The 17,869-nt window shown below is 35.2% G+C and carries 18 protein-coding genes and 1 other annotated feature; of the genes, 14 read left to right on the forward strand and 4 right to left on the reverse strand.

Features of this window, described 5'->3' with window-relative positions:
- Positions 1-30: 30 nt before the first annotated feature.
- From ruvC to FYJ71_RS02205, 12 genes are all read left to right on the forward strand, one after another.
- Positions 31-528 (forward strand): crossover junction endodeoxyribonuclease RuvC, encoded by a 498-nt coding sequence (ruvC, locus tag FYJ71_RS02150; RefSeq protein WP_154537156.1) that lies wholly within the window; start codon positions 31-33, stop codon positions 526-528.
- Positions 529-551: 23 nt separating this feature from the next.
- Positions 552-1,163: a Holliday junction branch migration protein RuvA gene (gene ruvA, locus FYJ71_RS02155; protein WP_154537157.1), complete on the forward strand. Its 612-nt coding sequence runs from the start codon at positions 552-554 to the stop codon at positions 1,161-1,163.
- 53 nt (positions 1,164-1,216) lie between these two features.
- Positions 1,217-2,203 carry a Holliday junction branch migration DNA helicase RuvB gene (gene ruvB / locus FYJ71_RS02160; protein ID WP_268878335.1) on the forward strand — a complete coding sequence of 329 codons (987 nt, stop codon included), beginning with the start codon at positions 1,217-1,219 and terminating at the stop codon, positions 2,201-2,203.
- Between the two features lie 23 nt (positions 2,204-2,226).
- Positions 2,227-3,252 (forward strand): tRNA preQ1(34) S-adenosylmethionine ribosyltransferase-isomerase QueA, encoded by a 1,026-nt coding sequence (gene queA / locus FYJ71_RS02165; protein ID WP_154537159.1) that lies wholly within the window; start codon positions 2,227-2,229, stop codon positions 3,250-3,252.
- A 22-nt stretch (positions 3,253-3,274) separates the two neighbouring features.
- Positions 3,275-4,393 carry a tRNA guanosine(34) transglycosylase Tgt gene (gene tgt / locus FYJ71_RS02170; RefSeq protein ID WP_154537160.1) on the forward strand — a complete coding sequence of 373 codons (1,119 nt, stop codon included), beginning with the start codon at positions 3,275-3,277 and terminating at the stop codon, positions 4,391-4,393.
- A gap of 96 nt (positions 4,394-4,489) precedes the next feature.
- On the forward strand, positions 4,490-4,807 hold the full coding sequence (yajC, locus tag FYJ71_RS02175; RefSeq protein WP_154537161.1) for a preprotein translocase subunit YajC: 318 nt from the start codon (positions 4,490-4,492) through the stop codon (positions 4,805-4,807).
- A gap of 84 nt (positions 4,808-4,891) precedes the next feature.
- Positions 4,892-5,035: a six-cysteine ranthipeptide SCIFF gene (gene scfA, locus FYJ71_RS02180; protein ID WP_007789995.1), complete on the forward strand. Its 144-nt coding sequence runs from the start codon at positions 4,892-4,894 to the stop codon at positions 5,033-5,035.
- Between the two features lie 75 nt (positions 5,036-5,110).
- Positions 5,111-6,070: a cell wall-binding repeat-containing protein gene (locus tag FYJ71_RS02185; protein ID WP_154537162.1), complete on the forward strand. Its 960-nt coding sequence runs from the start codon at positions 5,111-5,113 to the stop codon at positions 6,068-6,070.
- Positions 6,071-6,088: 18 nt separating this feature from the next.
- Complete coding sequence (locus FYJ71_RS02190) at positions 6,089-8,077, forward strand: LTA synthase family protein (protein ID WP_154537163.1); 1,989 nt, start codon at positions 6,089-6,091, stop codon at positions 8,075-8,077.
- Between the two features lie 72 nt (positions 8,078-8,149).
- Complete coding sequence (locus FYJ71_RS02195; protein WP_154537164.1) at positions 8,150-9,526, forward strand: TrkH family potassium uptake protein; 1,377 nt, start codon at positions 8,150-8,152, stop codon at positions 9,524-9,526.
- Between the two features lie 26 nt (positions 9,527-9,552).
- Entirely contained in the window at positions 9,553-10,221 is a 669-nt protein-coding gene (locus tag FYJ71_RS02200) for a potassium channel family protein (RefSeq protein WP_154537165.1), read from the forward strand.
- Between the two features lie 11 nt (positions 10,222-10,232).
- Positions 10,233-11,015, forward strand: a complete 783-nt coding sequence (locus tag FYJ71_RS02205) for a TrmH family RNA methyltransferase (RefSeq protein ID WP_154537166.1) — start codon at positions 10,233-10,235, stop codon at positions 11,013-11,015.
- A 144-nt stretch (positions 11,016-11,159) separates the two neighbouring features.
- On the opposite strand, the gene FYJ71_RS02210 is transcribed toward FYJ71_RS02205, so the two are convergent.
- Genes FYJ71_RS02210 through FYJ71_RS02225 form a run of 4 tightly spaced genes read right to left on the reverse strand, consistent with a single transcriptional unit; the run spans position 11,160 to position 13,878 of the window.
- Complete coding sequence (locus FYJ71_RS02210; protein WP_154537167.1) at positions 11,160-11,465, reverse strand: DUF5960 family protein; 306 nt, start codon at positions 11,463-11,465, stop codon at positions 11,160-11,162.
- On the reverse strand, positions 11,458-11,811 hold the full coding sequence (locus tag FYJ71_RS02215; protein WP_154537168.1) for a hypothetical protein: 354 nt from the start codon (positions 11,809-11,811) through the stop codon (positions 11,458-11,460). Before FYJ71_RS02215 ends, FYJ71_RS02210 begins: the two co-directional genes overlap by 8 nt.
- Positions 11,808-13,220: a Y-family DNA polymerase gene (locus FYJ71_RS10205; RefSeq protein ID WP_154537169.1), complete on the reverse strand. Its 1,413-nt coding sequence runs from the start codon at positions 13,218-13,220 to the stop codon at positions 11,808-11,810. The genes FYJ71_RS02215 and FYJ71_RS10205 overlap by 4 nt, the downstream gene beginning before the upstream one ends.
- Positions 13,221-13,224: 4 nt before the next feature.
- Entirely contained in the window at positions 13,225-13,878 is a 654-nt protein-coding gene (locus tag FYJ71_RS02225) for a LexA family transcriptional regulator (protein ID WP_091992644.1), read from the reverse strand.
- Positions 13,879-14,093: 215 nt separating this feature from the next.
- Positions 14,094-14,317: a binding site (T-box leader), on the forward strand.
- Positions 14,318-14,362: 45 nt separating this feature from the next.
- Here FYJ71_RS02225 and pheS point away from each other — a divergent pair.
- Both pheS and pheT read left to right on the forward strand, forming a co-directional pair.
- On the forward strand, positions 14,363-15,394 hold the full coding sequence (gene pheS, locus FYJ71_RS02230; RefSeq protein ID WP_154537170.1) for a phenylalanine--tRNA ligase subunit alpha: 1,032 nt from the start codon (positions 14,363-14,365) through the stop codon (positions 15,392-15,394).
- A gap of 32 nt (positions 15,395-15,426) precedes the next feature.
- Positions 15,427-17,823, forward strand: a complete 2,397-nt coding sequence (gene pheT, locus FYJ71_RS02235; protein WP_154537171.1) for a phenylalanine--tRNA ligase subunit beta — start codon at positions 15,427-15,429, stop codon at positions 17,821-17,823.
- Positions 17,824-17,869: the final 46 nt, after the last annotated feature.

Consider the following 17,869-nt stretch of genomic DNA (forward strand, 5'->3'; position numbering starts at 1 on the left):
ATAAATTTGAGGAGTAGATTGACAATTTTTATGATAATATTAGGAATTGATCCTGGACTAGCAATAATTGGTTACGGGGTTGTTGAATACAAAAATAATAGATTTAGAACTTTAGATTATGGGGCAATTACTACTCCAGCCAAAATGGATAACGTTGATAGATTGGAACTCATCTATAAGGGTATGGATGAGCTATTCAAAATATACGACATTGATGAGGTCGGTATCGAAGAATTATTCTTCAACAAAAATGTTAAGACTGCGATAACAGTTGCTCAGGCGAGAGGAGTAATTCTATTATCATGCAAACATAATAACAAGCCTGTGTTTGAGTACACTCCTTTGCAGATTAAGCAAGGGGTTTGTGGTTATGGTAGAGCTGATAAATCGCAAGTTCAAAAAATGGTCACATCTTTTTTGGGACTAAAATCTGTACCAAAACCAGATGATGTGGCTGATGCTTTAGCTGTAGGTATTTGCCATGCTCATGCGAATAGACTTGGGAAAGAACTAAGCAAGTATTATTAATAAAGGACGGTAGTGATAAAATTATGATTGCGTATATTAAGGGAACAATTGAAGAAATAGGAATAGACTCCTTGGTTATTGAGAATAATGGGATGGGATACAAGCTTTTGGTATCCACGAACACAGTTTCTAGAGTTGCCATTGGAGAAAAGCATAAAATATATTCAAAAATGATAGTGAGAGAAGATGATATTAGTCTTTGTGGATTTTATTCCAAAGAGGAGTTGGAAATGTTTGAGCTTTTGACATCGGTCTCAAAAATTGGAACGAAGGTAGGTTTGGGGATTCTTTCATTTGCTTCTCCAAATGTGATAAATGGATATATTTTAAATGCCGATATTGCTGCTCTGTCAAAGGCACCAGGTGTGGGTAAAAAAACAGCAGAGAGAATGGTTCTAGAATTAAAAGACAAGGTATCCAAATTGGTTGTTGATGAAGCCGATTCTATTGAGATTACTGACAGTAGAATTGGTGACGTAGTTGCTAGCGAGGCTATTGAAGCATTAATTGGATTAGGATATACTAGAATTGAGTCCGAAAGTGCTGTCAATTTTGTGAAGCAACCTGGGATGAGTGTTGAAGATGTCATAAGAAAAGGCTTGGAATATATTATGAAAACGGGAATAAAGTTTTAGGGGGTAGATTATAATTGGAAAATATCGACAGTGAAAGAATTATTACCTCAACTATGAAGGATGAAGATTTTGATATCGAGAATAATTTGCGACCAAAATCTCTTGATGAATATTTGGGACAGGAAAAATCGAAGGAGCAGCTTAGGATTTTTATTGATGCTGCATTGAATAGAAATGAACCACTTGATCACGTGTTACTGTATGGACCACCTGGTCTTGGAAAAACGACTTTGGCTGGAATTATAGCAAGTGAAATGGGTGTTAATTTGAGAGTAACATCTGGACCTGCAATTGAAAGAGCTGGTGACTTGGCTGCAATTTTGACCAATTTACAAGAAAATGATGTTCTATTTATTGACGAGATACATAGAATAAATAGAAGTGTTGAGGAAGTTCTATATCCAGCAATGGAGGATTTCTCTCTCGATATAATTATCGGTAAGGGTCCGTCAGCTAGGAGTATAAGGCTTGATTTGCCAAAGTTTACACTTATAGGTGCGACGACAAGGGCTGGTATGCTGACAAATCCATTAAGAGACAGGTTTGGCGTTATTTGCAAGTTGGATTATTACAATGTCGACGAGTTGTCGAAGATTGTAAAAAGATCATCGAAAATATTAAATGCAGAGATTTTGGATGATGGAGCAATTCAAATTGCGAGACGTTCACGTGGAACGCCTAGAATTGCCAACAGACTGTTAAAAAGAGTAAGAGATTATGCACAGGTTAAATTTGACGGCAATATTACAGATGAAGTCGCCAATGATGCCTTGGAGTTGATTGGAGTAGATTCTTTGGGGCTTGATTTTGTTGACAAAAAGCTACTTCAAACGATTATCGAAAAATTTAGAGGTGGACCGGTTGGTCTTGACACACTTGCTGCCTCAATAGGAGAGGATAGAAATACCATCGAGGATGTATATGAGCCATACTTGTTACAGCTTGGTTTCATAAATAGAGCTCCGAGAGGTAGAATAGCCATGCCATTGGCATACGAGCATCTAGGCATACCTTATGATGCAAACAGTAAAAAAGGGTAAAAATAACAAAGGAAGAATTTTAAATGAAAACGAGTGATTTTTATTATGATTTACCGGAAGAGCTTATTGCTCAGGTGCCAATAGAGGACAGATCTAGCTCCAAATTGCTGGTACTAAATAAGTCTACTGGTGAAATAAAGCATGATATATTTAAAAATATAGTTTCGTACTTAAAGGAAGGGGATTGTTTGGTATTAAATGATACCAGAGTTATTCCAGCCAGACTGATAGGCGAAAAAAAAGATACTGGTGGAAGGGTTGAGTTTTTGCTCTTGAAGAGAAATGAGGACGATACTTGGGAGACATTGGTCAAGCCAGGAAAAAAAGCTAGAATAGGAAGTGAGATATCCTTTGGCAATGGTAAATTGATAGCTGAGGTTGTAGATATTGTCGAGGATGGAAAGAGAATAGTAAAGTTTGATTATGATGGTATTTTTGAAGAGGTGCTTTACGAGCTTGGTAAGATGCCACTACCACCTTATATTACAGAAACATTGCAGGACAACGAACGATATCAGACCGTTTATTCGAAAACCTCTGGGTCTGCAGCAGCTCCAACAGCAGGACTTCACTTTACTGAAGAATTATTGGATGACATAAGACGCAAAGGTATAAATATAGCTTTTGTGACACTTCATGTGGGATTGGGTACTTTTAGACCTGTGAAGGTTGATGATGTCAATGATCACAAGATGCATTCAGAATTTTATATGGTATCGGATGAGTCGGCAGAATTAATCAATTCAGTTAAAAAAAGCGGTGGCAGAGTCATTTGTGTTGGAACGACGAGCTGTAGAACTATTGAATCGGCTTGTGACGATCAGGGAAACGTGATGTCAGGATCTGGTTGGACTGATATTTTCATTTATCCAGGTTATAAGTTCAAAATTGTGGATAATTTAATAACAAATTTTCATTTGCCAGAATCGACATTGATAATGCTGGTGAGTGCTTTGTCATCTAGAAAAATTATTTTGAATGCCTATAAAGAAGCTGTGAAGGAAAAATATAGATTTTTTAGTTTTGGCGATGCCATGTTTTTGGAATAATGTTTTTTAAAGAAGGAGATATATGTACGCAGTTAGATATGAATTAATAAAAGAATGTAAACAATCTGGAGCTAGATTGGGAAGGCTTCATACTCCTCATGGGATTATTGAAACTCCAATCTTTATGCCAGTGGGTACTCAGGCGACTGTGAAGTCAATGACGCCAGAGGAATTAAAGGAAATTGGTTCTCAGATAATTTTGAGCAATACATATCATTTATATATGAGACCAGGTCACGAATTGATAAAAAAGGCTGGTGGACTGCATGAATTTATGCAATGGGACAAGCCGATATTAACAGATAGTGGAGGATTTCAGGTATTTAGCTTGGGACCACTGAGAAAAATAACAGAAGAGGGTGTTGAGTTTAGATCACATCTTGACGGATCAAGACATACTATAACTCCTGAAAAAGCTGTTGAAATCCAAACGGCATTGGGATCTGATATAATGATGGCATTTGATGAGTGTGCACCATATCCGGCAGACAGAGATTACGTAAAAAAATCTTTGGAGAGAACCACTAGATGGTTACAAAGGTGCAAGGATGCACATAAGAATACAGAAAACCAAGCTTTGTTTGGAATTGTTCAAGGTGGAATGTACAAGGATTTGAGAGAACAGTCAGCAAGAGAGATTACTGCGATTGATTTGCCGGGATATGCAATTGGAGGATTGAGTGTTGGCGAGCCAAAGGATATAATGTACGATATTTTGGGACATACTGTGCAATTTTTGCCAGAAGATAAACCGAGGTATTTGATGGGGGTTGGTTCTCCTGATGATCTTTTGGAAGGAGTAATTAGAGGTGTGGATATGTTTGATTGTGTTCTTCCTACAAGAATTGCAAGGAATGGAACTGCGATGACTAGTCAAGGTAAGGTAGTGGTCAGAAATGCTACTTATGCTGAAGATTTTTCGCCTTTGGATCCAGAATGTGATTGCTATACATGTAGAAATTATACAAAAGCATATATAAGACATTTGATCAAGGCAAATGAGATATTGGGAGCTAGATTGCTGACAATTCATAATTTAAGGTTTCTATTAAAATTGATGGAAAATGTTAGAATCGCCATACATGAAGACAGATTATTAGACTTCAAGGAGGAGTTTTTCAAAAAGTATTATAAAAAATAAAATTTGCAACAAAATTCGAATTAGTTTATAATGTTAGTGAAAATATAAATTATTTTGAGCATAATATTTTTTAAATTTGAATAGGGAGGAAATGCCATGCCAAAGAATCAAGTGATAATGAGTATAGGCTTGTGGATTGTAATCTTTGTAGCGTTCTATTTCATATTGATTAGACCTCAAAAGAAAAAAGACCAAAAGCTTAGAGAAATGAGAGATTCAATCGAAAAAGGAGATACTGTAGTAACAATCGGAGGAATTATCGCAAAGGTTACCAGAGTAGAAGAAGACAAGATAATATTGGAGCTTGGACCTAATAGAACAAAGGTACCATTTGAAAAATGGGCTATAGGAAGGGTTGTAGAAAAAGTTTCCAAGGATGAAGTCGTAGAAGTGGAAGAAAAAATCGAAGAATAAATCAATTAATATGACAAAACTGTTACAAAATATTACAATATGTGGTATAATGAAACATATATTATTTTTAATAGGGGGATTACGATGGAAAAGAAGCATGTAAAAACTCTTTCTAAGGCTACTTTAAAGGAAAGTGCAGCTAAGGGTGGATGTGGTGAATGTCAAACTTCATGTCAGTCTGCTTGTAAAACTTCTTGTACAGTTGCTAACCAAGAGTGTGAAAGATAGTATTCTTTACTTAAACAGCCTTTTTTGGCTGTTTATTTTTTTAAAAATAATATTTTATTATTGGAGGTGCAGTTTATGAAATTAAAAAATAAAGCGATAGCGATGATGTTGGCATTGACGACTATAGTGTTTACTGGAGTATCATCAAATGCCATAACAATTCAACAAATACAGCAGATTAAAGGCTCAGATAGATATTCGACGGCTAGTTCAATTGCGGGTGAAATGGGAAGCTACGATTCAGTTATTCTTGTCAATGCTGACAACAACAAATTGTCAGATGGTTTGAGTGCGAGTGGATTATCAGGTGTTTTAAAAGCTCCGATATTGTTAGTGAGCAAAAATAGCATACCAAATGAAACTCAATTAAGGCTTGAAATAGCAAAAAACATCTATATTATAGGCTCTGAAAACTCTATCAGTAGTTCATTGGAGCAGAAGCTAAAGGACTCTGAAAAGGGGGGATTTTCTGTTACTAGAATTGGTGGAAGAGATAGATTTGAAACGAGTAGTAATGTTGCCAAAATGATTTTGAGCATTAAGGGAAGTGTTGGAAAAGCATTTGTGGCCAATGGATATAAAGGAGATGCAGATGCGATGAGTATTTCTTCTGTTGCTGCAAGAGACGGTGAGCCGGTATTGCTTACTGATGGCACAAGAATTGATGCGACTACTTCTAAGATTTTGGAATCAACTAGTAAAGTCTATGCAATAGGTGGTACCAACTCAATTTCAACAAGCCTAATTAGAAGCATAGGTGCAAATAGATTGAGCGGAAACGATAGATTTGAAACAAACGCACAGGTTATCAATGCTTTTTACTCTGAAAAACCACAGCAGTATTTTTTGAGTGATGGATATAAATTGGTTGATGCGTTGACTGGAGGTCCTTTGGCAGGTAAGTCTTTGAGTCCAATCGTTTTGGTTAATGGATATAGCAATAAGTCGGTATTGAGTGGTGCACAGAGAATGATATCTTTGGGTGGCATAAGTACATCTGTACTTAACGCATGTGTTGCGGCTGCGAATAAGTAATATTGACAAGTAAGAAAAATGAAGAAAAATAACAAATTTGAAAACTATGAATTGATTTCCATATTGGGCTTATCTATTATACTTTTCATAGTTATTGAAATAATTTCGAGAAAGAGCGTTTTGGATTTTCTTGATTTCGTCATAGAGAGTCCTCTTAACGCTGTAGTCAACATATTTGTGTTGCTGAGTATTTTTGGTGTGACTGTGTTCATCAAAAGAAAGAGATTTTCATATTTTATAATTTCGTTTATTTTGATATCTCTTTCAGTTGTAAGCTCTTTTCTAATGAGTATTAGAGGAATGCCTCTTTCTCCATACGATTTTATGAGCTACAAGGAGGCCGCAAATGTAGCGAATGCCTTTTTTGATATCAAGGTTGAGATTATGGCTGTAGCACTGATAGCTCTATTTTTGCTTATTTGTGTTTGGATATTCAGACAGGATAAAAAGAGTATTTGGATAACTGGAGTTAGGAATATATTTATATACGTTTCTGTTGTGCTGTTGTCGATCATCGTCATTCCACAGCTCAAGACCAATAAGATAATAAATGTCATTGCGTGGGATGTTGGATTATCATTTAAAAACAATGGTTTTGCTTATTCATTTGCAGATGAGACATTGTCCATCATAAGAACAAAGCCAGAAGGATACAGTGAAGAAGCTATCAAAGCTATTAGAGCAGAGGCAGAAAGACTCGCCAAAGAAAGTAAAAAAAATGAGTCTTCTTCAAAAGTAACTCCTAATATAATTATGGTACAGTTGGAGTCATTTATGGATCCGACCAGAATAGAGGGAATTACGTTTGACAAAGATCCTATGCCGAATATGAGGAAATTGATGAAAAAATACACATCTGGTTTTATGAATGTTCCAGTTATAGGTGGAGGAACGGCAAGAACTGAGTATGAGGTGTTGAGTGGAAGTAATTTTGATTTCCTTCAGCAGGGTGAGATTCCATACCATACTTTTCTATCTGAAAAGCCATCGCTTTCTATTGCGAGTAATCTGGATAGTATTGGGTACAAAACTGTGGCAATACACAATTTTGAAAAAAATTTTTACAATAGAGCTGGTGGATTAGAGCATTTGGGCTTTGGTAAATTTATTCCTTTAGAAGTGATGACAAATATCGAATATACACCCGTAGGATGGCCAAAAGACAATGGCTTGACAAAATATATTACTCAAGAAATTGAAAATAAGGACGGAAAGCCAAGTTTTATTTTTACCGTTTCTACTGAGGGACATGGTAGATATCCTACCAAGGATATGCAAAATAGTAATTACGATATCAGCATAGCAAAATCAACCTTGCCAAAATCAGATCAAAATCAAATTCTTTTCTATGCAAATTTGGTATATAATATGGATAAATTTGTGGGAGATTTGGTAAAGGAAATAAATAAATTAAAAAAGCCGACGGTTCTTGTATTGTATGGTGATCATTTGCCAGCCTTGAATGTTATTACTGAAAAGAAATCGAATATAGATAAATTCGCATCTATTTTCACCATAGTGAATAATTTCGGTGTTCCGAAAAAGTCAGTTCCAAGTGATTTTCAAGCATATCAGTTGAGTACCTTGACACTTGATACGGCAGGACAAAATCTAGGTCCTATGAATCTAATTCATAAATATTTGAAAAATGACAAAGAATATATGAAAAAATTGGAGATGGTCCAATATGATATTCTATTTGGAAAACAATATTTTTTAAAGTCAGATGAATTGCCGAAAAATACGGTAATGAAAATAGGAAATGATGAAATGAAGCTAGACAATGTTGAAAATGTAGGTGGAGAATTTTATCTTAAAGGCTCTGGATTTAACAGACAGGTAACCGTATTTTTAGACGGAAAAAAGGTTGATTCCGATTACGAAAATGAAACTACTATCAAGCTTTATGACAACTTCTACACTGGAGAGAAGGAGATAATGCTGAGACTGATAGATAAGGAAGGAAACGTAATTCAGGAGTCCAACAAGTTTAAATATAATTTTTAGTACATACCAAACAAAAAAATAAAGTAAATTTATTGCTTTATTTTTTTGTTTGGTTGATTTTTCGGAGGAAAAATGGACAGTTTTAAGAAACGCAAAAAATCATTTTTATATAAATATAAACCTGGACAAATAATGGTATTGGGCTTTGCAGGGGTGATTTTGGCAGGAACACTTATTTTGATGCTTCCAATATCTTCAAATAGTGGAGAGATAACTAATTTTTTTGACTGTCTTTTTACTGCAACGTCTTCTGTGTGTGTTACTGGGCTGGTTGTTCTTGATACCAGTCTGCATTGGAGTGTTTTCGGCAAGACGGTTATTATTTTACTAATACAGATTGGTGGAATGGGATTTATGTCTATTGGAGCGTTGATTTCATTCATTTTTGGAACCAAAATAAATATTAGAAAAAGAATTTTGCTTCAAGAATCTTTAAATCAAAATCAACTTTCAGGTGTTGTTAGATTGATTAGACGAGTGCTTATATTTACTGTCAGCATTGAGTTTGTCGGAGCTTTACTGCTTTCAATTGTATTTATACCGCAGTTTGGATTGATAGATGGGATTGGATATAGCATTTTTCATTCTATATCGGCATTTTGTAATGCTGGGTTTGACTTGATGGGAAGGCATAGTGGTGAGTTTTCGTCTATGCTGATGTTTTATAATAATTCCATTGTCGTTTTAACTTTATCGGTACTTGTAATTTTGGGCGGTATTGGTTTTCCTGTATTGATTTGCATAAAATACAACAAGCTTAAGTTTAAAAAATATGATTTAAGTTCTAAATTGGCAATAATTACGACTATTATATTGCTGATAATAGGTACAATGGTCATATTTTGTGGCGAGTTTTCAAATGCGAGTAGCATCGGTACAATGAGCATTGTAGACAAATTAAAGGTTGCATTCTTTCAATCAATGACTGCTAGAACAGCAGGATTTGCAACGATTGACTTCAATAGCTTTAGAGCTAATACTCTTTTTGTTTTAATTGTATTGATGTTTATTGGAGCTTCTCCTGCATCTACAGGAGGGGGGATTAAAACTACAACGCTTGCTGTAATATTTATATCTGTGATATCTTTCTTAAGGAATGAGAACGATATAAATGTATTTAAGAGAAGGGTCGATGTATTGACGTTTAGAAAGGCACTAGGAGTGTTTTTCATTGCTATAGCAATATTTGTAGTTGGTACATACGTTTTGACTATAACTCAGAATGAAAAATTTGGATTGATGCAAAGTGCATTTGAGGTATCATCATCACTGGCTACAGTTGGATTATCGATGGCTGGATCTTCAAACCTAAACCTGTTTGGCAAGGTTTTTATATCGCTGCTGATGTTTTTGGGGAGAGTAGGATCTTTGACTGTATTCACGTATTTTATGAATGATACTGTTCAAAATAAAATTAGATATCCCGAAGAAAAAATATTGATTGGATAAATTTAAATTAGGTTAAGAGGTAAGATATGAAACAATATATTGTAATTGGGGCTGGAAGATTTGGTAAGTCTTTAGCGATGACTTTGTACGAATCAGGTCAAGATGTCTTGGTTGTTGATAATAATAAAGAGGTTGTGCAAAATTTATCTGAGGTTTTGGACAATGTCGTAGTTGCTGACGCCTCAGATGAATATACGATTAAAAAAATAGGACTTAGTAATTTTGATGTTGCGATTATTGCGATTGGAACAAATCTTAGAGCATCGATAATGGCTACACTTTTGGCAAAGGAATCTGGAATACCGATGATTATCAGCAAAGCTACAGATAATCTTCAAGCCGAAGTTTTAAGAAAAATTGGTGCGAATAGAGTTGTATTTCCAGAACATGATATGGGAGTAAAAGTGGCAAAATCCCTGACTATTAACAATCTGGTGGATTATATGGAATTGGACAGCAAGCATTCCATATTTGAGATGAAGGTTCCTCACAGTTGGATTGGAAAATCCTTGATAGACTTGGATGTGAGAGGAAAGTATTCATTGACTGTAATCGGTGTCAAAAACAAGGATATTTTTGATGTTCCTGCAAATCCTATTCAGGTTTTTGGAGAAGATGATATCGTTGTAGTTGCAGGTAAAAAGGATGTCATTGAAAAATTGGTGATTAAAGAGTCTAATATGAGTAGTTTCTAAAGGAGAATTTTATGAAGACTATCAAGAGCAAGGACAACGAAAAAATTAAGCTAGTAAAATCTTTACATAAGGCGAAGTACAGAAATAGGGAGAAAAAGTTTTTTTCTGAGGGATTGAGGTCTGTAGAATTGGCGATTGAGCATAATGCAGATATCGTATTTTCAATAATCAGTGAGAGCTTTTTTCAGGATGTCAAAAATAAGGCGTTTATAGATACTTTGGATAGTAGGACAAATGTGTTTATAGTGAGTGATTCGCTGTTTGACTCGATTTGCACGACTGAAAATACACAGGGAATACTGGCTGTTTTTGATATTGATGATATGTCGGTGAATATCTTTAATGGAGAAATTCATAAAAAAATAATTCTTTTGGATAGAGTGCAAGATCCTGGAAATGTTGGGACAATAATCAGAACTGCTGATGCCGCTGGATTTGATTTGGTTATCCTGACCAAAGGTTGCGTTGATATATTCAACCCAAAAGTTGTCAGATCTACAATGGGATCTCTATTTTACATGGACGTAATAGTAGATGACGAAAATGATATACTAAAAAAATTGAGAGATTCAAATGTTCAGATAGTGTCCAGTTCTCTTGATGCCAATAGCTATTTTGATGAGGTTTCATATGATGAGTCTGTGGCATTGGTAGTTGGTAATGAGGCAAATGGTGTAAATCAGTTTTGGTATGATAATTCGGATATTCTCGTTAAGATTCCCATGTTTGGAAAAGCAGAATCTCTAAATGTGGCTATATCCTCTGCCATATTGATGTATAAGATTGTTAGGTGAGTAATATTGATATAAAGCTCGCATTATCCGTTTTATTTTGTTTATCGTGATTTAGAAGTATATTGTTCTAGACTATTACTAATTTAGACTATACTGATTTGAATCACGATGGTTTATTGATTATGCGAGCTTTTTGTAATATTATCATATATTACCCCTATTGTTTTTTATCGAATATCTATGACCCACATATTCATACATTTTGACAGACTCATTTTCATTATGTGGGTGTTCTTTAAATATAAAATAATGGTCTAACCCGTCTTTGGAGTTGCCACCATTTAATCTAAAATAACTTTTATTAGTAGAAACCATTAATTTGAGTATATCATCTGTAATAAAGGTTAATGGAATGTTAAAATCAGCAAATTTGTAGAAATCATCCTCAAATTTTTTGTAGTTGCTACTAAAGTAGTCAAACTGAATACTATTTTTTTCTAATTTATCCATTGTCTTCCTCCGCAATATCTAATCTAAGTATTTGAGAAAACAAAAAACTTCGTGTTTTATCATCTGTCCTAAAGTATATTTTTTCGCAGTCTATATCACAAATAGTACCTATGTAAGGATCTTTTCTATCGGACGTGAACAGTAAAATAGTTACACCGTACTGGTACATTTGGTATATTATTATCATCTTTTCTTCTGGGTCCATTTCCTCAGAAAAGCTGGATTCATTTTTCAATTTAGTTAGAGCAGTCGTATGTTCGGATATAAAGAAGCTCATCCATTTTGCCATACCTCTATCAACGTATTCTCTTGCAACCTTATAAGGTAGGTAAGATCTATCTATCATTTTGTACCATCCATTCCACCGCAATGGCCACCTATCAATTTGCTCCTTTGACGGACTCTGGATCCTTCCATCAAGGATGTACCTTTTTGTATTGCTAGGTAACCAAACTTGTCTCTTATACCGTCTATTGCATTTTCCAGATTTTCTTTTTTTTGCATTTCAATTGGATCGTCAAAAAGCGAAAAAACCTGATATTCTCTTTTTTGAAGCTGTTCATACCTCACTCCAATTCTTCTGACAGAGCCACCATTAAACTTGCATCTAAACAAATCTATAACGTGTTTTATCAAATCTTCTGTGTGATGAGTTGGCTTAATTTTTTTGCTCGCATTTATAGATTTATGATCGTCGTTATGGCTAAATCCGATATAGATTGATACTACACAGGCATCTTTATCTATTCTTCTCAGGCGTATGGCAACTTGTTCTGCAATCTCTTTTAGAACTATTTCTATTTCGGATTGCTTTGTATAATTTCTAGGAAGAACCTGAGAATTACCCAATCCCTTTGATTGTGGCTTATAGGGGACTGTGACCTTGCTCTCATCTACACCATTTGCATGAAACCATAGCTGGACACCCATCACACCAAATTCCTTTTTAAGGTATTCTGGGTTAAAGTTTGCAAGCTCTTTTATCGAGTATATTCCGATTTTGTTTAGTCTTTTTGCTGTCCTACTTCCGATTCCCCAAAAATCTACGAGATTATCGATTCCCCAAACCTTTGTCTCAATATCTTCGTATGACCAATTTGCCCTCATACTTTTTGTTTTTTTTGCCTCGTTGTCGAGGGCTAGTTTTGCTAATAGTGGATTGGCGTTACTCATTCCTATTGCAGAATAGATTCCTATTTCTCTCCAAATATCATTTTGAATCCTTGAACATACTATATCTAATTTGTCTTTTCTACTGATGGTGCTGTCTCCAACAAAATAGTTTATGGATGTTGTGAGGTCTATGAATGCCTCGTCGATTGAATATGGGCAAATTTCGCTTGGGGAGGCAAAGTTTTGGAATATTTTTTGAATTTTTATGTTTTCCTGTATATACAGCGACATACGAGGTGGTACTATAAAGGTTTTTTCTGCCCATTGTTCTACAAATTCGATGTATTTTTTTGTCACATTAATATTTTGTCTGGATGCATTTTCAAAGCTGAATTTGCGTGTGTTTATATCAAATGGCAAATCTCTGGCTCTACCTACATTGCTTCTTCCGAATACTTCTTTGAATATTGGTGAGCTAGCTAATATTAGACCATTGTGGTTGTCGAAATTACTCATTACGCACAGAGATGTGTTTAGAGGGTGAAGTCCTCTTTGAACACACTCAACACTAGCATAAAAAGATTTCATATCTACAAAAGCGATATCTGAACGAGGTTCTCTGGAATAGTCAATAATTGTCATGATACTATTTCTCCATAGGTCTGAAGCTATCCACGACCAAGCCTACTACTCTGACTTCATCTATTGAGGCTAGAATGTCGTCATATTTTTTATTTATTGAAACCAGTCTTATTTTTTCGCTTTCCAGATAAACCTTTTTGATGTAGGTATTTTCTCTGTACACGACAGCATAGACCTGTCCATCAAAATCAAATCCAGTATTTTTTATTAGGGCGACGTCGCCATCTCTATATTTTGGCTCCATAGAGTCACCCTTTATCCAAGAGGCTATATCATGTGAAATATTTTTATCGAAATATACTGTGTCGTATCCACTATTCTCGTCGTACCATTCACCTTTGCCGGCTGAAAGCTCTGCATGAACTCTGTATAGTGTAAGCTGTGATGAGTATAGCTCATTTGCATAATTCATAAGCTTGTATCTATTTAATTCATTTAACCTTAGATATTTATGTACAATCTCGTAGTCAGACTCAAAGTAATCTATATCAACATTGTAAAACTCGGCTAGCTTTTTTAGGTTTTTGCTGTTTGGCTGATAGGTGCCAACCTCCCAGCTTGAGTAGGCGGAACGTGTGACACCGATGTATTTGGCAATTTTTGTCTGAGAGTAACCGTACTCGAGCCTTATTTTCTTTAGGTTATCATGTGAAAACATGGTTTATGCCTCCTTTTAAATTGTCAAGTTATAACTTTACAAACAGTATAACATTTTTGTGATAATTTGAAAATATTTTTTTAAAAAATTATATATTTGTTATTGAAATTTGGTTTGAAAAAAATTTTTGAGGAAAATCTAATAAATTGCTTGCATTATGTATTTTTTTTTGTTAAAATACATTCATAGTTTTCAGAAAATATAAATATTTAATACTAAATGCTATGAAGGAGAAAAGTACCAAAATACGTGTGATTTAGAGAGAAGTTGGTTGGTGAAAAACTTTTTGCTGTGTGTTGGGAAGTTCACTCTGGAGCAGCTTTATTGAAATAGTAGTAGATAAAGACGTGATGTGCGTTAAACTTTTGAGGTGGTTTGCAATTTATTTGTGCAGACTATTAGGGTGGTACCGCGATTTCAGACCTTTTTCGTCCCTATGGATGGAAAGGGTCTTTTTTATTTGTATAGAGAAAGGAAGATTGGTATGCAGGAAAAATTAAAACAATTGAAAAAAGAAGCTGAGGAAAAGATAGCGTCAGCGGTTAATTTAGACGAAATTGAAAAATTGAGAGTAGAGTATCTTGGTAAAAAAGGAGATCTTACAAAAATATTGAAGGACATGGGTAGGCTTTCAAACGAAGAAAGACCGATTATAGGAAAACTTGGAAATGAAGTCAGAGAAATGATAACTACTGCCATAAATGAAAAAAAGGAAGCAGTTAGGCAAGTTATTTTAGATAAGAAGTTAGAAGCTGAAACTATTGATGTTACTATGCCAGGTACTGAGTATAAAATTGGTAAGAAGCATATCATAAGCAGAATGATAGATGAAGTTACAGAAATATTTATGGGTATGGGATTCTCAATAGCAGAAGGACCTGAAATCGAAACGGTTAGAAATAACTTCGATGCACTTAATGCACCAAAGGATCATCCATCTAGAGATATGTCTGATACATTCTATATTACAGAAGATATATTATTGAGAACACAGACTTCACCTGTTCAGATAAGAACTATGGAAGCGGCTGTTAAGACAGGTGACCTTCCTCTGAAGATAATAGTTCCAGGACGATGCTTCAGAAGTGATAGTCCAGATGCGACACACTCACCTATGTTCCATCAGATTGAAGTATTGGTAGTAGGAAAGGATATAACATTTGCGGAATTTAAGGGTACAATGGAAACATTTGTAAGGAAGCTATTTGGTCCTGAAACAAAGACGAAATTCAGACCACACAACTTCCCGTTTACAGAGCCGAGTGCAGAAATTGACGTTTCTTGCTTTAAGTGTGGTGGTAAAGGCTGTTCTGTATGTAAGGGTGAAGGTTGGATAGAAATACTAGGTGCTGGTATGGTTCATCCTAATGTATTGAGAAATTGTGGTATAGATCCTGACGAATACAGTGGCTTTGCTGCTGGTATGGGTGTTGAAAGATTGGGAATGCTTAAATATGGAATTGACGATATAAGATTGATGTTTGAAAATGATGCTAGATTCTTGGATCAATTCTAGTTTCATAATGAATTTATATTGGGAGGAAAAATATGTTAGTTTCTTTAAAATGGTTAAAAGAATATGTTGATATAGATTTGGATGCCAAAACATTTGGTGACAAAATGACAATGACAGGTACAAAAACAGAAACTGTTGAGTACTATGGTGAAGAAATATCGAATGTAGTGGTAGGTAAGATAATTAAGATTGAAAAGCATCCAGATGCCGATAAGCTGGTTATAACTAAAGTAGATGTGGGTGCTGAGGAACTAGTTCAAATTGTAACTGGGGCGAAAAACATAAAAGAGAATGATTACATACCAGTTGCATTGGATGGAGCCACACTTCCAGGTGGAATAACGATTAAAAACGGTAAGCTGAGAGGTGTTGATTCAAACGGGATGCTTTGCTCGGCTAAGGAGCTTGGAATAGATGAAAAGTATATCGAAGAGTATAAGAAAAATGGCATATACATTCTCGATATGGAGGATAGCTATGAAGCTGGAAAAGATATCAAGGATGTATTGGGATTAAATGATGCTGTAATAGATTTTGAATTGACATCAAATAGGCCTGATTGCAAATGTATGCTAGGTATAGCTAGAGAGGCAGCTGTCACTTTAAATGAAAAGATAAAATATCCAGAAATAAGTGTCAAAGAAGAATCTGAAAAAAATATAGACGTTGAAGTAAGTATAGAAAGTCCTGACTTATGTGGTGGATATCTTGCTAGAAGAGTAACTGATGTAGTTATTGAAAAATCTCCATACTGGATGCAGAGAAGATTGGTGGAATCAGGTGTAAGACCGATAAACAACATCGTCGATATAACGAATTACGTTATGCTTGAAACGGGACAGCCAATGCATGCATTCGACATGAGAGAAATTGGAAACAATAAAATAGTTGTGAAGAATGCCAATGAGGGCGATACATTCGTAACACTTGATGGTCAAGAGAGAAAGCTTGATGCAGATATGTTGATGATAACAAATGGTGAAAGATATCTAGGCGTTGCAGGTGTAATGGGTGGAGAAGAATCTGAAATCAAGGATGACACAACTGAAATAATGTTGGAATCGGCATTATTCAATCCAGAAAATATTAGAAAAACATCAAAGAAGCTAGGTCTTAGAACAGAGGCTTCTTCAAGATTTGAAAAACCAATTGCACAGACTACTGCTGAGATGGCTCTTGAGAGAGCTGCACAATTAATAGAGTTACTTGGTGCTGGTAAGGTTATGAAGGGCGTGATCGACAATAGAACGAATGAGGCTAAAAAACAGACTATTACAGTTAGTCCAAGTAGAATAAATGCCAGATTGGGAATCGAATTGTCAATGGATGAATTTTGCGATATTCTTAGAAAATTGGAATTTGTGTGTGACTTAAAATCTGAAGATGAATTGCATTTAGAGGTGCCATCTTTTAGATTGGACATCGAACAGGAAGCCGATATATTTGAGGAAATTGCAAGAATATACGGATTTGAAAATCTGCCATCCGTACAGTTGCAAGGTAATACTACAGCAGGTGTTAGAACAGATAGACAAAAATTCTTAGATGGAGTAAAGAATGCTGCTATATCCTGTGGGCTATACGAATCATTGACTTATTCGTTTGTAAGTCCAAGAGGGCTTGACAAGATAAGAGTTCCTCAGGATTCAAAGCTTAGAGATGTAGTAAAACTGTTAAACCCATTGGGAGAAGATACATCTATAATGAGAAGCACCTTGATTCCAAATATGCTTGATGTTATATATACGAACTCCTCTAGAAATATAGATGAGGTCGGACTATTCGAAAGCGGACACGTATTTACTCCTGAGGAAATGGCTGGAGTTGAAGAAACAAGACTTTGTATAGGTATGTATGGCAAAGACGTGGATTTCTTCACTTTGAAGGGTGTCGTTGAAAAGATATTTGAAAGAAACGGATTGAAAGGTCAAAAATATGTTTCAGAATCTGCAAACACGACTTTCCATCCAGGTAGATGTGCAAATATAGTATTTGGCGATAAAAAGATAGCAACGTTGGGGGAAATTCATCCAGAAGTTCTTAACAACTATGGTATAAACAAGAGAGTTTATGTTGCCGAGATAGATATAGATACAGTGTACAGCTTGGCTGATAATACGATTGTATTTAAGCCACTTCCAAAATTCCCAGCAGTGACAAGAGATATAGCTCTATTAGTTAAGGCTGACGTTGAAGTTGGTGATATAGATGAAATAATTATGTCAAACGGACAAGGTCTTGTGGAAACTTGTAAGTTATTCGATGTTTACAGAGGTGAGCAGATAGGCAAGGGATATAAATCAATAGCCTACTCTATAGTATATAGAAGTCTGGAAAAAACACTTACGGATATTGATGTTGCACCAGTACATGAAAAAATTCTTGCAGAGCTTGAAAATAAATTGGGTGCGAAACTGAGAGAACAGTAAATATTAATATAAACATTTTTCTTATTGTACTTTATTATATCAGAAA

Origin of the sequence: Peptostreptococcus porci (assembly GCF_009695815.1) — a bacterium.
GTDB lineage: Bacteria > Bacillota > Clostridia > Peptostreptococcales > Peptostreptococcaceae > Peptostreptococcus > Peptostreptococcus porci.

Coding starts and splice junctions, on each gene's coding strand:
- ruvC (WP_154537156.1), top strand. CDS start 31: ATGATAATATTAGGAATTGATCCTGGACTAGCAATAATTGGTTACGGG.
- ruvA (WP_154537157.1), top strand. CDS start 552: ATGATTGCGTATATTAAGGGAACAATTGAAGAAATAGGAATAGACTCC.
- ruvB (WP_268878335.1), top strand. CDS start 1,217: ATGAAGGATGAAGATTTTGATATCGAGAATAATTTGCGACCAAAATCT.
- queA (WP_154537159.1), top strand. CDS start 2,227: ATGAAAACGAGTGATTTTTATTATGATTTACCGGAAGAGCTTATTGCT.
- tgt (WP_154537160.1), top strand. CDS start 3,275: ATGTACGCAGTTAGATATGAATTAATAAAAGAATGTAAACAATCTGGA.
- yajC (WP_154537161.1), top strand. CDS start 4,490: ATGCCAAAGAATCAAGTGATAATGAGTATAGGCTTGTGGATTGTAATC.
- scfA (WP_007789995.1), top strand. CDS start 4,892: ATGGAAAAGAAGCATGTAAAAACTCTTTCTAAGGCTACTTTAAAGGAA.
- FYJ71_RS02185 (WP_154537162.1), top strand. CDS start 5,111: ATGAAATTAAAAAATAAAGCGATAGCGATGATGTTGGCATTGACGACT.
- FYJ71_RS02190 (WP_154537163.1), top strand. CDS start 6,089: ATGAAGAAAAATAACAAATTTGAAAACTATGAATTGATTTCCATATTG.
- FYJ71_RS02195 (WP_154537164.1), top strand. CDS start 8,150: ATGGACAGTTTTAAGAAACGCAAAAAATCATTTTTATATAAATATAAA.
- FYJ71_RS02200 (WP_154537165.1), top strand. CDS start 9,553: ATGAAACAATATATTGTAATTGGGGCTGGAAGATTTGGTAAGTCTTTA.
- FYJ71_RS02205 (WP_154537166.1), top strand. CDS start 10,233: ATGAAGACTATCAAGAGCAAGGACAACGAAAAAATTAAGCTAGTAAAA.
- FYJ71_RS02210 (WP_154537167.1), bottom strand. CDS start 11,465: ATGGATAAATTAGAAAAAAATAGTATTCAGTTTGACTACTTTAGTAGC.
- FYJ71_RS02215 (WP_154537168.1), bottom strand. CDS start 11,811: ATGATAGATAGATCTTACCTACCTTATAAGGTTGCAAGAGAATACGTT.
- FYJ71_RS10205 (WP_154537169.1), bottom strand. CDS start 13,220: ATGACAATTATTGACTATTCCAGAGAACCTCGTTCAGATATCGCTTTT.
- FYJ71_RS02225 (WP_091992644.1), bottom strand. CDS start 13,878: ATGTTTTCACATGATAACCTAAAGAAAATAAGGCTCGAGTACGGTTAC.
- pheS (WP_154537170.1), top strand. CDS start 14,363: ATGCAGGAAAAATTAAAACAATTGAAAAAAGAAGCTGAGGAAAAGATA.
- pheT (WP_154537171.1), top strand. CDS start 15,427: ATGTTAGTTTCTTTAAAATGGTTAAAAGAATATGTTGATATAGATTTG.